Origin of the sequence: Rhodococcus sp. IEGM 1330 (assembly GCF_033142445.1) — a bacterium.
GTDB lineage: Bacteria > Actinomycetota > Actinomycetes > Mycobacteriales > Mycobacteriaceae > Rhodococcoides.
In genome coordinates, this window is the sequence record NZ_JAWLSB010000010.1 from 37,112 (window position 1) to 51,089 (window position 13,978).

14 protein-coding genes are annotated in these 13,978 nt (G+C 65.2%); 13 read left to right on the forward strand and 1 reads right to left on the reverse strand.

Annotated elements, in window-relative coordinates; translation table 11 throughout:
* Positions 1 to 2 precede the first annotated feature (2 nt).
* The 13 genes from folP (at position 3) to R4P57_RS21240 (ending at position 12,390) form a co-directional block, all read left to right on the forward strand.
* Positions 3 to 851, forward strand: coding sequence for a dihydropteroate synthase (gene folP / locus R4P57_RS21180; protein WP_317804818.1), 849 nt, complete (start codon positions 3 to 5; stop codon positions 849 to 851).
* Positions 848 to 1,252: a dihydroneopterin aldolase gene (gene folB / locus R4P57_RS21185; protein WP_317804819.1), complete on the forward strand. Its 405-nt coding sequence runs from the start codon at positions 848 to 850 to the stop codon at positions 1,250 to 1,252. The genes folP and folB overlap by 4 nt, the downstream gene beginning before the upstream one ends.
* Positions 1,249 to 1,758 carry a 2-amino-4-hydroxy-6-hydroxymethyldihydropteridine diphosphokinase gene (gene folK / locus R4P57_RS21190; protein ID WP_317804820.1) on the forward strand — a complete coding sequence of 170 codons (510 nt, stop codon included), beginning with the start codon at positions 1,249 to 1,251 and terminating at the stop codon, positions 1,756 to 1,758. Before folB ends, folK begins: the two co-directional genes overlap by 4 nt.
* Complete coding sequence (locus R4P57_RS21195) at positions 1,755 to 2,225, forward strand: DUF3180 domain-containing protein (RefSeq protein WP_317804821.1); 471 nt, start codon at positions 1,755 to 1,757, stop codon at positions 2,223 to 2,225. Before folK ends, R4P57_RS21195 begins: the two co-directional genes overlap by 4 nt.
* A 90-nt stretch (positions 2,226 to 2,315) precedes the next feature.
* On the forward strand, positions 2,316 to 3,713 hold the full coding sequence (locus R4P57_RS21200; protein ID WP_317804822.1) for a DUF6779 domain-containing protein: 1,398 nt from the start codon (positions 2,316 to 2,318) through the stop codon (positions 3,711 to 3,713).
* 114 nt (positions 3,714 to 3,827) lie between these two features.
* Positions 3,828 to 4,742, forward strand: coding sequence for a Rossmann-like and DUF2520 domain-containing protein (locus R4P57_RS21205; RefSeq protein ID WP_317804823.1), 915 nt, complete (start codon positions 3,828 to 3,830; stop codon positions 4,740 to 4,742).
* The gene (panC, locus tag R4P57_RS21210; protein ID WP_317804824.1) at positions 4,739 to 5,647 is read left to right on the forward strand and encodes a pantoate--beta-alanine ligase; all 909 of its coding nucleotides are present in this window, start codon (positions 4,739 to 4,741) and stop codon (positions 5,645 to 5,647) included. The genes R4P57_RS21205 and panC overlap by 4 nt, the downstream gene beginning before the upstream one ends.
* A 4-nt stretch (positions 5,648 to 5,651) precedes the next feature.
* On the forward strand, positions 5,652 to 6,083 hold the full coding sequence (gene panD, locus R4P57_RS21215) for an aspartate 1-decarboxylase (RefSeq protein ID WP_094664907.1): 432 nt from the start codon (positions 5,652 to 5,654) through the stop codon (positions 6,081 to 6,083).
* A 4-nt stretch (positions 6,084 to 6,087) separates the two neighbouring features.
* Positions 6,088 to 6,888: a type III pantothenate kinase gene (locus R4P57_RS21220; RefSeq protein ID WP_317804826.1), complete on the forward strand. Its 801-nt coding sequence runs from the start codon at positions 6,088 to 6,090 to the stop codon at positions 6,886 to 6,888.
* 123 nt (positions 6,889 to 7,011) lie between these two features.
* Positions 7,012 to 7,581: a cysteine dioxygenase family protein gene (locus R4P57_RS21225; protein ID WP_317804827.1), complete on the forward strand. Its 570-nt coding sequence runs from the start codon at positions 7,012 to 7,014 to the stop codon at positions 7,579 to 7,581.
* Between the two features lie 11 nt (positions 7,582 to 7,592).
* Positions 7,593 to 8,015 carry a rhodanese-like domain-containing protein gene (locus tag R4P57_RS21230; protein WP_045200894.1) on the forward strand — a complete coding sequence of 141 codons (423 nt, stop codon included), beginning with the start codon at positions 7,593 to 7,595 and terminating at the stop codon, positions 8,013 to 8,015.
* Between the two features lie 36 nt (positions 8,016 to 8,051).
* Complete coding sequence (gene lysS, locus R4P57_RS21235) at positions 8,052 to 9,575, forward strand: lysine--tRNA ligase (protein WP_317804828.1); 1,524 nt, start codon at positions 8,052 to 8,054, stop codon at positions 9,573 to 9,575.
* A gap of 274 nt (positions 9,576 to 9,849) precedes the next feature.
* Complete coding sequence (locus R4P57_RS21240) at positions 9,850 to 12,390, forward strand: ATP-dependent Clp protease ATP-binding subunit (RefSeq protein ID WP_032364473.1); 2,541 nt, start codon at positions 9,850 to 9,852, stop codon at positions 12,388 to 12,390.
* A 197-nt stretch (positions 12,391 to 12,587) separates the two neighbouring features.
* Here R4P57_RS21240 and R4P57_RS21245 read toward each other — a convergent pair whose 3' ends face one another.
* A complete protein-coding gene (locus tag R4P57_RS21245) occupies positions 12,588 to 13,916 on the reverse strand; it encodes a serine hydrolase domain-containing protein (RefSeq protein ID WP_317804829.1) in 1,329 nt (442 codons plus the stop codon).
* Between the last annotated feature and the right edge of the window lie 62 nt (positions 13,917 to 13,978).

Genomic DNA, 13,978 nt, shown 5'->3' on the forward strand with positions numbered 1-13,978 from the left:
CGATGAGCCCGATGCGGAGTATCCCCCCGGCACCCGTCGTAATGGGTGTCCTCAACGTCACTGCTGATTCGTTCTCCGACGGCGGTCGATACCTCGATGTCGATGCTGCCGTCGAACACGGGCTGGCGATGCATCGTCGCGGAGTCGACATCGTCGATGTCGGTGGTGAGTCGACGCGTCCCGGAGCAGACCGGATCGATCCGACCCTCGAGGCGCAGCGGGTAGTCCCGGTCATCGCCGCCCTGGCCGAAGCGGGGGTGGTCACCAGCGTCGACACCATGCGCGCCTCGGTCGCCGAGGCCGCGATCGAGGCCGGGGTCTCGATCGTCAACGACGTCTCGGGCGGTCGGGCAGATCCGGCCATGGCCGGGGTGATTGCGGACGGCGGATTGCCCTGGATCCTGATGCATTGGCGGGCCGCCGGATCCGAATACCGGCACGCCGGTCCGGCCGATCGATACGACGACGTGGTCGCCGACGTCCGCAGCGAACTGCTCGAACAGGTCGATCATGCAGTGGCGGCGGGAGTGGACACGGCGATGCTCGTGCTCGACCCCGGCCTCGGATTCGCCAAGAATGCCGAACACAACTGGCAACTGCTACGTGGCCTTCCCGACCTGGTGTCGGCCGGCTTCCCGGTTCTCGTAGGTGCTTCCAGAAAGCGTTTTCTCGGATCGCTGTTGGCGGGCGACGACGGTTCTCCGCGACCGCCGGACGGGCGCGAGATCGCCACGGCCGTGGTGTCGGCGCTCGCCGTCGCCGGGGGAGCCTGGGGTGTTCGCGTGCACGACGCTCGAGCATCACTCGACGCGGTCGCTGTCGTACGGGCATGGCAGGGTGATCGGGCATGAGCGAGATCAGCAGCCGCGTCGGTGCCGGGACGCGTCGCAGCGACCGCATCGAACTGCGTGGCCTGACGGTGCGCGGCAATCACGGCGTCTTCGACTACGAGAAGCGAGACGGGCAGGACTTCGTCGTCGACATCACCGTGTGGATGGACCTGCGGCCCGCGGCCGAGACCGACGACCTGAGCCGAACGCTGCACTACGGAGAACTGGCCGAGCGCGCCGCGGCCGTTGTCGCGGGCCCGTCCAGGGACCTGATCGAGACGGTCTCGGCCGAGATCGCCGAGGTCGTGCTGGCGTACGACTCGCGCGTCGACGCGGTGGAAGTGGTGCTGCACAAGCCGTCGGCCCCCATCCCGTTGACGTTCGGTGACGTTGCCGTGGTGGCGTACCGGGAGCGGCCGTGACCCGGGCGGTGCTGTCCATCGGCAGCAACGTCGGTGATTCACTCGCCCACTTGCGCTCTGTCACAGCCGAATTGGGGTCGCGGCTGGTGGCCTGCTCGCCGGTGTATCGCTCCGCTCCGTGGGGTGGCATCGAGCAGCAGGACTTCCTCAATGCCGTCGTCGTGGCCCAGAACGATGCCTTCGACGCCTGGGATTGGTTGCGCCTCGGCCAGCGCCTCGAGGAGGCGGCCGATCGCGTTCGGGTGCAGCGGTGGGGGCCGCGGAGCCTCGACGTCGACGTGGTGGTCTGCGAGAACCTGATCAGCGAAGACCCTCGTTTGATTCTTCCGCACCCGCGCGCGCACGAGCGGGCGTTCGTCCTGCTGCCGTGGCTGGACGTCGAACCGGACGCCACCCTGCGCGTCGGTGACGACGACGTTCCGGTGACCGAATTGCTCGCGCGACTGAGCCCGGAGGAGCGTGCGGGAGTGATCGAGCACAAAGGCGTCGGTGATGGCTTGTGGTGACCAATCCCACCAAGGTCTGGGATGTCTTGGGTCTTTTCCTCGTCGCCTCGATCGGTACGTGGCTGCTGGTTCGGGTCTTCTACGGCTCGCTGCCACCGATTCCGGTGTACGCCGGGGCGTCGTTGTACCTGGTCGCGGTGGTGCAAGTGGTGACTGCGGTGATCGTTCGCAATCGCATCGCCGAGCATCGGGTGGGCGGCGGTCTGCATGACCTGCACCCGTTGACGGTGTTCAGGGCGCTGGTGTTGGCGAAGGCATCGATGCTGGTGGGAACCGCTGTCGTCGGAGTGTGCGTCGGATTTCTGGTGTACGTGATGCCGCGCGCGGCGACGGTGCGGGCAGCGTCGTCGGATCGGGCCGGAGCCGTCGTCGCGCTGGTGGCAGGACTGGCCGTCGTCGCTGCCGCGATGTGGCTCGAACAGTGCTGCCGTACCCCGAAAGACCGTGACGACGAGCGTTCTCGGTAACGCTCGAAACATTTGATTGTTACCTCGGTTGTGTAAGTGATCGGTCGAGGATGACTATTTGCGAACGATTTGCCAGTTACCCTTGTGAACATGACAGATCAGACTCGCGCAAAGAAGGGGCGCCGTAAGAGGCGTAGTGCGAGCCAGCTGTTCCTCGCGGCGCTCGTCGTGTTCGGCATCATCGCCAGTGTGTTGTTGCTCTTCACCGAGAGCGTGCAGTGGATGAGGGTCGGTGTTCTCTCGGCACTGTGGGCTGCGGTGATCGGTGCGTTCGCGATGACCAAGTACAGGCGCGAGGCGGCCGCCGATCAGACCAAGGCCAAGGACCTGCAGACGGTCTACGAGCTGCAGTTGGCCCGGGAGATCTCGGCGCGACGCGAGTACGAGATGAGCGTCGAAGCTCGGGTTCGCGGCGAATCGCAGCTCGAGATCGACGAGGTCGCAGCGTTGCGCACCGAACTCGCTGCCCTTCGCCAGAACCTGCAGGTGCTCTTCGACGGCAATCTGCCCACCGAACGTGTCGCACTGCGTGCCGAAGCCATGAGGATGCAAGAACTCGGCGGACGCGGCTACGACAGCTACCAACCTGCGCCGTCCGGCCTGTACGTCCCCGGTCGCGGGAACGGCAACGGCTCGATGGGACCGGGAACCGGCCTCAACGGTGTCGGAACTCCCTACGACGAGCCGGTCACGGCCGAGACGTCGGTGGTGTACCCGGAGGATCCGGACGAGATGCCGCAGGCCACGGCTTCCGCGCCGGCACCGGCGGCTGCCGAGTCGGCTCAGGATCCGTACGCCGAGGATTCGTTCGAGGAGACGAGATACGACACGGACGCGTCCGTTGCGGACGAGGACCCGTACGAGCGACCTGCAGCGCAGGCACGTCCCTACGGCGCACCGAGACCGGCGGGGCGCGTCACCCCGCCCAGCTCGCCTTTCACCGCATACGACTTCGAGCAGACGCGTCGACCTGCTGCAGAGCCGGAACCGGCGGCGGAGTTCGAGCCGCAGGCCACCGCCGAGACCTACGAGACCGGGCATGCGGAGGCCGATTCGGCCGGGTCGTATTCCACGGAGTCGTATTCCACGGAGTCGTATTCGGCTGAGCCGTATGCGGCGGAGTCGCACTCGGAGCCGGACGAACAATACGCAACCGAGCCTGCCGCGGACTACGGGTCCGAGCCTGCACACGGATCGGACGCGGACCGCAGCGGCGACGCCTTCTCCGCGTCTCGCGCCTCGTTGCGTGAATCGGCGGATGCGTTCTTCGCGGCCGATCACGACTACGAGACACCGGCCGAGGAGACTTCCGTCTCGCCCCGACGCGGTCGTAGGCGCGCGGAGTCGGCCGACGACGAGGATGCGTCGGGCGCACACTCGAACGGTCGATCCGTTGCCGAGATCATGGCCGGACTGCAAGGCGGAGGATCCGGTGATGCGGCCATGACCGATCCGGGTACCCGTCGCCGTCGCCGTCGCGCAGACTGAGAACCAGATCACACAGCTCTCCCATGGCCTGCGAGGGGTCGCGGTCGCTATTGTTCCGTGCAGGACGTCTGGTACCCGCAGAGCGGGACTGGAACGAACGAGAGGAAATTTTCGGTGACCTCATCTGGGTTCACTGGTGGTCTGTCTCCGGCTCGCTTGACGGTTGGTGTCGTCTCGGCGGGACGGGTCGGTACCGCATTCGGTGAGGCGCTCGAACGCGTCGGGCATGTTGTCGTCGGTGCCGCTGCCGTGTCGGATGCATCCATCGCGCGGGTGCGTGAGCGGCTCCCCGAGTCCCAAGTTCTGCCCGTCGACGAGGTTGCTCGTCGCGCAGAACTGCTCGTTCTGGCCGTACCGGACAGCGAGTTGGCGTCGATAGTCGCAGGCCTGGCGTCCACCGGGGCGGTTGCACCGGGAAAGTTGGTGGTGCACACCTCCGGCGCGAACGGGATCTCGGTGCTCGAGCCTCTGGCGGCTCTAGGGGCCGTGCCGTTGGCCATCCACCCGGCCATGACGTTCAGCGGCGGAGTCGAGGACACCGACCGGATGACGGCTGCGTGCTTCGGCATCACTGCAGGCGACGAGATCGGCTACGCGGTGGCGCAGGCTCTCGTCCTCGAGATCGGCGGCGAGCCCGTGCACGTGCCCGAGAACAACCGGGCGCTCTACCATGCCGCGCTCGCGCACGGCAGCAATCACCTCGTCACTCTGGTGGTCGACGCGGTCGAAGCGCTCCGAGTTGCATTGGCCGGACCGGGTTTCCCCGGTTCGGACTCCGAACGCGGTGTGCCCGAGCGTGTTCTGGCTCCATTGCTCGAAGCCGCGCTGGACAACGCGCTGCGCAACGGACAGTCGGCGCTCACGGGGCCGGTGGCCCGCGGCGACACCGCTGCAGTCGGCAAGCATCTCGACGTGCTCGAGTCCGTGGATTCGCGGATCGCAGCCGGATACCGCGCGCTGTCGTTGCGATCGGCGCAGCGCATCGGTGCCAAGGCAGACCTGATCGAACTTCTGGAAGGGAATCGATGACCCTCGCGGGCAGCTACACCAAGGGGCAGTTGACGGTTCACCACGATCCTGCGGTGATCACGTCGGTGTCGAAAGCGCTGCGAGGCGTCGGAAAGCAGGTCGCTCTGGTCCCGACCATGGGCGCGCTGCACGCCGGGCACCTGCAGCTGGTGCGGCAGGCCAAGCTCACCGGTGCCGTGGTGATCGTGTCGATCTTCGTCAACCCACTGCAGTTCGGTGTGGGCGAGGACCTCGATGCCTATCCACGGACCCTCGACGCCGATGTCGCGCTGCTGCGTGACGAGGGCGTCGAGCTGGTCTTCGCGCCGTCGGCGTCGGACATGTATCCGTCGGGTCCGCGCACCACCGTCAATCCCGGTCCGCTCGGCGCAGAGCTCGAAGGTGCAAGCAGGCCGACACATTTCGCAGGAATGCTCACCGTCGTGGCCAAGTTGCTGCAGATCGCCGCACCGCATCGCGCGTACTTCGGCGAGAAGGACTACCAGCAACTGACGTTGATCCGGCAGATGGTGCGCGATCTGAACTTCGACGTCGCCGTCATCGGGGTCCCGACGGTGCGCGAGCAGGACGGTCTCGCACTGTCCTCGCGCAACCGGTATCTCGATGCCGAGCAGCGAGACGCCGCGATGGCGCTGTCGGCTGCACTGGTCGCCGGCGCGCACGCTGCGGCCGGCGGCAGCGAGGCCATCATCGCCACGGCGCGGGCCGTTCTGGAAGAGGCACCGCTGGTGCAGGTCGACTACCTGGAGGTGCGCGACCCGCATCTCGGCCCGGCTCCCGAGCGTGGAGACGGCAGACTGCTCGTGGCAGCCAAGGTGGGCACCACGAGATTGATCGACAACGTCGGTGTCGCAGTCGGCACCGGCTTTCTGGAATACCCGGACGATCCGAAAAGTGGAGAGTGACACGATGTTTCGTACCATGATGAAGTCCAAGATCCATCGCGCCACCGTCACGCACGCAGATCTGCATTACGTGGGCTCGGTGACCGTCGACCAGGATCTGATGGAGGCGGCCGACCTGCTCGAAGGCGAGCAGGTCACCATCGTCGACATCGACAACGGTGCTCGACTCGAAACGTACGTGATCACCGGCGAGCGCGGCAGCGGTGTCATCGGAATCAACGGAGCTGCAGCACATCTGGTGAACCCGGGCGACCTGGTCATCCTGATCGCCTACGGGGTGATGAACGAGCAGGAGGTTGCCGACTACGCACCCCGGGTGGTGTTCGTCGACGACAAGAACCGGCCTGTCGAACTCGGCAGCGATCCGGCTCATGCGCCTGCGGGCTCGGGTCTGATCACGCCGCGTGATCTGCGGGCCGATTCCGTGCTGGTCTGATTCGATGCTCCTCGCAATCGATGTGCGCAACACCAGCACCGTGGTCGGTCTGTTCACCGGCACGGGGGATCACTCGAAACTGCTGCGAGATTGGCGAATTCGAACCGACCCGCATGTGACGGCCGACGAACTGGCCCTGATGTTGCGCGGTCTGCTGGGTGAGGACGCCGAACGGATCACCGGAGTGACTGCACTGTCGACCGTGCCGTCGGTGCTGCGGGAGATGCGGACGATGCTCGCGCGCTACTGGGATCACGTGGTGCACGTGATGGTCGAACCCGGTGTGCGGACCGGAGTGCCGTTGCTGGTCGACAATCCCAAAGAAGTCGGTGCCGATCGCATCGTCAATACCCTTGCTGCACATGACTTGTACGGCACGGCGTGCATCGTGGTGGATTTCGGAACCACGACCTGCGTCGACGTCGTCTCGGCCAAGGGGGAATTTCTCGGCGGTGCCATCGCTCCCGGTCTCGAGATGTCGGCGTCGGCCATGTCGACTCGCACTGCCACGTTGCGTGAGGTGGAGATGATCCGGCCTCGTTCGGTTTTGGGCAAGAACACCGTCGAGTGCATCCAGTCGGGCACCATCTTCGGGTTCGCGGGTCTGGTGGACGGCCTCGTCGGGCGAATTCGACGAGAGGTTCCCGAGGTGTCCGGCACGGATGTCGCGATCATCGGCACCGGGGACATCGCCGCGTTGATCCTGCCCGAGTCGACGACCATCGAGCACCACGAACCCGACCTGACCCTCGAGGGGCTGCGTCTGGTCTACGAACGAAACATGGCCAAACGACGCCCGCGTTGAACGACTAGCGCATCGAGCGGGGGTGTGCCAGAATCGTGGGCGTGATGACATGCATGGCCACCCAGGAGTGTTGTCGAGGCTGAACCCTGCCTCGTTCGTAACACACCCCTGGAGTAGAGCTTCATGCTTTCCACACCTGTATTTTCTGCACCCACGCGTCCCAGATTTTCCCCACGGTCGATCTCGACGCTGCCGACGCGGCTTCGTCCACCCGACCTGCTGCGCATCACCGATCAGGGCGCATCCGACGTCCTCGAAGGTCGTTTCGACCATCTGCTTCCCGGCGGCGGTCGCTGGCCGACCGACGAGCGTTGGGCCACTCGCCTGCACTCCGACGACGATCTGGACGTCTGGTTGATCAGCTGGGTTCCCGAACGCTCCACCGAACTGCACGATCACGCCGGGTCGCTCGGTGCATTGACCGTTCTGAGTGGATCGTTGCTCGAATACCGTTGGGCAGGAAGCGAACTGAAGGAGCGTCATCTCGACGCCGGAGATCAGGCGGCCTTCCCGCTGGGATGGGTGCACGACGTGATGCACGATCCGGCGTCCGACACGACCGGCCCCACTCTCAGCGTGCACGCCTACTCGCCACCCTTGACGGCGATGTCCTACTACGAAGTGACCGAACGGTCCACGCTGCGTCGCACCCGTAGCGAGCTCACCGACGAACCCGAGAAGGCCACGCTGTGACCATCCAGACCATGACCATTGTCGAAATGCTCGAATCCGCACGCGAGACCATCGATCGAATGACCGTCTTCGAGCTGCGCGACGCCGTCGACCGCGGCGCCGTCGTCGTCGACATCCGCCCGCAGGCGCAGCGCGCAGTCGAGGGAACGCTGCCCGGGGCTCTGGCCATCGAACGCAACGTCCTCGAATGGCGTCTTGACCCGACGAGCGATGCGCGCCTGGCGATCGCCGTCGACCACGATGTGGAGTGGATCGTCATCTGCTCGGAGGGCTACACCTCCTCACTCGCCGCCGCATCGCTCAAGCTGCTCGGTCTGCACAGGTCCACCGACCTGGTCGGCGGTTATCAGGCGCTGAAGTCGGCTGGTTTGCTCGGTGTGTTGACGCAGGCCAAGCACTGCGTCCGTGAGGCCGAGGCCGTCGCAGCGCACTGATCGTTCTTGCGGACTCGGTCTGTAAAGTGTGTGCGCGTGAGTGACACAGCTTCTCCCCAGCAGGCCGACGACACCCCGGAGCAACTACGGATTCGTCGTGCCAAGCGCGCCGCGCTGCTCGAGCGCGGGGTCGAGGCATATCCGGTGTCGGTCCCGCGGACCCATTCGCTGCTCGAGATTCGCACCGAGTTCCCCGAACTCGAACCCGATACGACCACCGGCCTGATCGTCGGAGTCGTCGGCCGCATCATCTTCGTCCGCAACACCGGCAAGCTGTGCTTTGCCACTCTGCAAGAGGGTGACGGCACCCAGCTGCAGGCGATGATCAGCCTGGCAGGCGTCGGCGAGGACGCACTCGCGGAGTGGAAGTCCGATGTCGATCTCGGTGACTTCGTGTTCGTGCACGGTGAGGTCATCAGCTCCCGACGCGGCGAGCTCAGCGTGATGGCCGACGCCTGGCAGATCGCATCGAAGTCGTTGCGTCCTCTGCCCGTCGCGCACAAGGAACTGAGCGAAGAGACGCGGATCCGGCAGCGTTACCTGGATCTGATCACCAACCCGACCTCACGCGAGACCGCCCGCAAGCGCATCGCCGTCGTCCGGGAGCTCCGTAACGCCCTCGAACGTCGTGGATTTCTCGAGGTCGAGACGCCGATGCTGCAGACGCTGCACGGCGGCGCAGCGGCTCGCCCGTTCGTCACCCACTCGAACGCGATGGACACCGACCTGTACCTGCGGATCGCGCCGGAGCTGTTCCTCAAGCGCTGCGTCGTCGGCGGCATCGAGAAGGTCTTCGAGATCAACCGCAACTTCCGCAACGAAGGTGCCGACTCCTCGCACTCGCCGGAATTCGCGATGCTCGAGACGTACGAGGCCTACGGCACGTACGACGATTCGGCGACGATGACGCGTGAGCTGGTCCAGGAAGTGGCCATGGCCGCCCTCGGATCCACGGTCGTAACGCTGCCCGACGGCACCACCTACGACCTCGGCGGCGAATGGACGACGCTCGAGATGTACCCGTCGCTGTCGGAATCGCTCGGGTTCGACGTCACCCCCGACACCACCGTCGACGAGCTGCTCGCGATCGCCGACAAGGTGGGCGTCGAGGTGCCGCGCAAGGACGGTGTCCCGATCTACGGTCACGGCAAGCTCGTCGAGGAGCTGTGGGAACACCAGGTGGGCGACGCGTTGACCGAGCCCACGTTCGTCCGCGACTTCCCGGTCGAGACGTCCCCGTTGACCCGTCAGCACCGCAGCAAGCCCGGCGTCACCGAGAAGTGGGATCTGTACGTCCGTGGATTCGAGCTGGCCACCGGCTACTCCGAGCTGGTCGATCCGATCATCCAGCGCGAGCGTTTCGAGGACCAGGCGCGCCAAGCCGCTGCCGGTGACGACGAGGCCATGGTTCTGGACGAGGACTTCCTCGCCGCGATGGAACAGGGCATGCCGCCGACCACCGGAACAGGCATGGGGATCGACCGTTTGTTGATGGCGCTGACCGGCCTCGGCATCCGCGAAACGATCCTGTTTCCGATCGTCAAGCCGTCCCAGGCCTGATCGGTAGGTAAAGCGCTGTTCGCCAGCAGCGGACAGTGAATGGGAAACGTTTTGCATTGTGCCTGCGTTATGAACAGTAAGCAGGCAAGGCAGTCCGCATTGGTGGGCCGTTGCGCAGCATTTCAGGGGTGGAGGGTCGGCGTTCGTAACGTCGGCCAACTACAGTGAGAAGCAGTCTTACCTTCAAATGCACAAGCGACCCGGCGTGTTGGACACTGCGGCGCTAGAAGAACTGGTGGGCGAGCTACCACCCGCCAAGAAGTGAGGGAGAGCGATGTTCGAGAGGTTCACCGATCGCGCGCGGCGTGTTGTCGTCCTGGCTCAAGAAGAAGCCCGGATGCTCAACCACAACTACATCGGCACGGAGCACATTCTGCTCGGCCTCATCCACGAGGGCGAAGGCGTCGCCGCCAAGTCTCTCGAGTCGCTGGGCATCTCCCTCGAAGGAGTACGCAGCCAGGTAGAGGAGATCATCGGGCAGGGTCAGCAGGCTCCGTCCGGTCACATTCCGTTCACCCCGCGCGCCAAGAAAGTACTCGAGCTCAGCCTGCGTGAAGCGCTGCAGCTCGGCCACAACTACATCGGCACCGAGCACATCCTGCTGGGACTGATCCGCGAAGGCGAAGGCGTCGCAGCTCAGGTTCTGGTCAAGCTCGGAGCCGACCTCAACCGCGTGCGCCAGCAGGTCATCCAGCTGCTGTCGGGCTACCAGGGCAAGGAACCGTCCGAGAGCGGCAGCGGCCGTGGCGAGGCGGGTACCCCGTCGACGTCCCTGGTCCTCGACCAGTTCGGTCGCAACCTCACCCAGGCCGCACTCGAAGGAAAGCTCGACCCGGTCATCGGACGCGCAAAGGAAATCGAGCGCGTCATGCAGGTGCTCTCGCGTCGTACCAAGAACAACCCCGTCCTCATCGGTGAGCCCGGTGTCGGTAAGACCGCAGTCGTCGAAGGCCTGGCTCAGGCCATCGTCAACGGCGAGGTCCCCGAGACGCTCAAGGACAAGCAGCTCTACACCCTCGACCTCGGCTCGCTCGTGGCCGGCAGCCGTTACCGCGGTGACTTCGAAGAGCGCCTGAAGAAGGTGCTCAAGGAGATCAACACCCGCGGCGACATCATCCTGTTCATCGACGAGCTGCACACGCTCGTCGGCGCAGGTGCCGCCGAAGGTGCCATCGACGCAGCGTCGATCCTCAAGCCCAAGCTGGCTCGTGGCGAACTGCAGACCATCGGTGCCACCACCCTCGACGAGTACCGCAAGTACATCGAGAAGGACGCGGCGCTCGAGCGTCGTTTCCAGCCCGTTCAGGTCGGCGAGCCGACCGTCGAGCACACCATCGAGATCCTCAAGGGTCTCCGCGATCGCTACGAGGCTCACCACCGCGTCTCGATCACCGACGGTGCCCTCGTCGCGGCCGCCACGCTGGCCGACCGGTACATCAACGACCGGTTCTTGCCCGACAAGGCAATCGACCTCATCGACGAGGCGGGCGCGCGGATGCGCATCCGCCGGATGACCGCGCCGCCAGACCTGCGCGAGTTCGACGACAAAATCGCCGACGCGCGCCGGGAGAAGGAATCGGCCATCGACGCTCAGGACTTCGAGAAGGCTGCGAACCTGCGCGATAAGGAGAAGACCCTCGTCGGTCAGCGTGCCGAGCGTGAGAAGCAGTGGCGCTCGGGCGACCTCGACGTCATCGCCGAGGTGGACGACGAGCAGATCGCCGAGGTTCTGGGCAACTGGACCGGCATCCCCGTCTTCAAGCTCACCGAGGAAGAGACCACTCGTCTGCTCCGCATGGAAGACGAGCTGCACAAGCGGATCATCGGTCAGGTCGAGGCAGTCAAGGCCGTCTCCAAGGCGATCCGTCGTACCCGTGCAGGTCTGAAGGACCCGAAGCGTCCGTCGGGCTCGTTCATCTTCGCCGGCCCCTCGGGTGTCGGTAAGACCGAGCTGTCGAAGGCTCTCGCGAACTTCCTCTTCGGCGAGGACGACGCACTGATCCAGATCGACATGGGCGAGTTCCACGACCGCTTCACCGCCTCGCGTCTGTTCGGTGCTCCTCCCGGATACGTCGGCTACGAAGAGGGTGGCCAGCTCACCGAGAAGGTCCGCCGCAAGCCGTTCTCCGTCGTGCTGTTCGACGAGATCGAGAAGGCCCACTCGGAGATCTACAACACTCTGCTTCAGGTCCTGGAGGACGGTCGTCTCACCGACGGCCAGGGACGCACGGTCGACTTCAAGAACACCGTGCTGATCTTCACCTCGAACCTCGGTACCGCAGACATCTCGAAGGCTGTCGGTCTCGGCTTCTCCTCGGGTGAAGGCACCGGGTCCAACTACGAGCGGATGAAGCTCAAGGTCAACGACGAGCTGAAGAAGCATTTCCGCCCCGAGTTCCTGAACCGCATCGACGACATCGTCGTGTTCCACCAGCTCACGCGAGACGAGATCATCCAGATGGTCGATCTCATGCTCAACCGAGTCGAGGGTGCGCTCAAGAACAAGGACATGGCGATCGAGGTCACCGAGAAGGCCAAGTCGTTGCTGGCCAAGCGTGGATTCGACCCCGTACTGGGTGCACGGCCACTGCGTCGCACCATCCAGCGCGAGATCGAGGACGCGTTGTCGGAGAAGATCCTCTTCGGCGAGATCGAAGCCGGCCAGATCATCCTGGTCGACGTCGAGAACTGGGACGGCGAAGGCGCAGGCGAGGACGCGAAGTTCACGTTCCGCGGCGAGAAGAAGGCCATCATCGTCCCCGACGAGGTCCCGGTCGACCTGGCCAAGGCCGCCGGAGACAGCGACAGCGAGTAAGTGTCACCAGCTCCACACAACGGGCGATCCTCTTCCGAGAGGGTCGCCCGTTGTCGTATGCCCACCCGCCCCACACCCCACCCCCCGCCCGTTCGCGCCCACCCCCCGCCCGTTCGCGCCCACCCCCCCGCCCGTTCGCGCCCACCCCCCCGCCCGTTCGCGCCCACCCCCCCTTTGTGGATCAATGTGGACTTCAGTCACTCAGACTGCAACAAAGGCGCATTGATCCAGACCCGAGCGGCGAGGGCAACAGCGATGACCGCAAGTTCGGCGAGCACGATCCAGAACAGCAGAGTCACATCAGGCGCCCAATGGGCAAGGGTCGAAATCGGTGCCCCGGCGACCATCGGCGTCGCGAAGTACAGCACACCTCCGGCAATGGTGGCCATCAGGATGTGCGCAGGGGCCCATCGACCCGGGGCAGTTCTGAAGCCGAACAGGATTCGTATCGCACAGAGCGCCAGCAACACCGCGAGTGTGGTCGACGCGATCAGCGCTGTTTCGTACCGACCGAAGCCGGCGGCACGAGGCTCGTCGACGCCGAGTCGGGCGAGCACGAGGGAGCGGGCGGCCGAGGCGAGCTTGTCGGCCTCGAGTTCGCCGTATCGATTGGTCGCGAAGACTACGGCCAGGTGTCGTTCCGGAACGAGTGCGACGTGAGTGAAATAGCCGGGGACCGCCCCGGAATGCCATCGCATCTCGGTACCGTCGGGCAGTGTTTCGACGTACCACCCGTATCCGTACGCCGCGCCCGAACCCGTCGGCACCGTATCGGGACTGTTCGACGCCGGAGCGCTCAGTTGCCGGGATGCGTAGCGTGAGAGCTCGTCGATGGATCCGCTCAGATAGCCGTAACCCATTCCAGCGGAGTCGATTCCGGTATCGATGCTTCGGGGGAAGGTGAAGAACGGTACGTGGCCGGGTGTGACGGTGGCGGCGGTGTGCACTCCGGTCTCACGGGCGGCGACGTCGGCGAAGGGTTCGGCGGTGACCTTCTCGACGATCGCCTGCAGCAGTAGGTAATTAAGGCTCGAGTAGCGGAAGGTGCCGCGGTCGGCGACGGTGACGTGCAGGGTGGGAACGACGTCGAGCGCTCGCTCCGTGCGCCCCCACACGTCCAGTTCGGTGACGTCGTGGGGGAGCCCGCTGGTGTGGTGGATCAGGTCGTGGATCGTGACGTCGCCCGGAACGATCGAGTCGCTCTCCGGGAGAATCGAATTCACGGTTCCATTCAATGTGAGGGCTTGATGTTCGGCGAGTGAGTACACGGTCGCCGCCGTCACCGACTTCGAGACCGAACCCCACACGAACGACGTTCTCTCGTCGATCGGCGCACCGTCTCCGTCCAGCCCGTACTCGAGGTTCTCCAACACCTCGTGCTCGGAGACGACGCGGAACGCGACCCCCGGCAGTCCGAGTTCTTCGGCGACAACTTCGATGTCCGACGCCACGCCGGGGTCCGGTGGGGTGGGGGAGCCTGCGGTCAGGACGACTACGACTGTCAGCAGGGCGTGGACGATGCGCATGGATGGAGTGAACCAACCTCAGCGGGGTCGACGCCTCGGTGAACACCCTGATTTCCTACCTG

Excerpts from the sequence above, each read along its gene's own strand:
- R4P57_RS21225 (WP_317804827.1), top strand. The coding sequence starts at position 7,012 with ATGCTTTCCACACCTGTATTTTCTGCACCCACGCGTCCCAGATTTTCC.
- R4P57_RS21220 (WP_317804826.1), top strand. The coding sequence starts at position 6,088 with ATGCTCCTCGCAATCGATGTGCGCAACACCAGCACCGTGGTCGGTCTG.
- folP (WP_317804818.1), top strand. The coding sequence starts at position 3 with ATGAGCCCGATGCGGAGTATCCCCCCGGCACCCGTCGTAATGGGTGTC.
- R4P57_RS21245 (WP_317804829.1), bottom strand. The coding sequence starts at position 13,916 with ATGCGCATCGTCCACGCCCTGCTGACAGTCGTAGTCGTCCTGACCGCA.
- R4P57_RS21240 (WP_032364473.1), top strand. The coding sequence starts at position 9,850 with ATGTTCGAGAGGTTCACCGATCGCGCGCGGCGTGTTGTCGTCCTGGCT.
- panD (WP_094664907.1), top strand. The coding sequence starts at position 5,652 with ATGTTTCGTACCATGATGAAGTCCAAGATCCATCGCGCCACCGTCACG.
- R4P57_RS21230 (WP_045200894.1), top strand. The coding sequence starts at position 7,593 with ATGACCATTGTCGAAATGCTCGAATCCGCACGCGAGACCATCGATCGA.
- R4P57_RS21200 (WP_317804822.1), top strand. The coding sequence starts at position 2,316 with ATGACAGATCAGACTCGCGCAAAGAAGGGGCGCCGTAAGAGGCGTAGT.
- folB (WP_317804819.1), top strand. The coding sequence starts at position 848 with ATGAGCGAGATCAGCAGCCGCGTCGGTGCCGGGACGCGTCGCAGCGAC.
- panC (WP_317804824.1), top strand. The coding sequence starts at position 4,739 with ATGACCCTCGCGGGCAGCTACACCAAGGGGCAGTTGACGGTTCACCAC.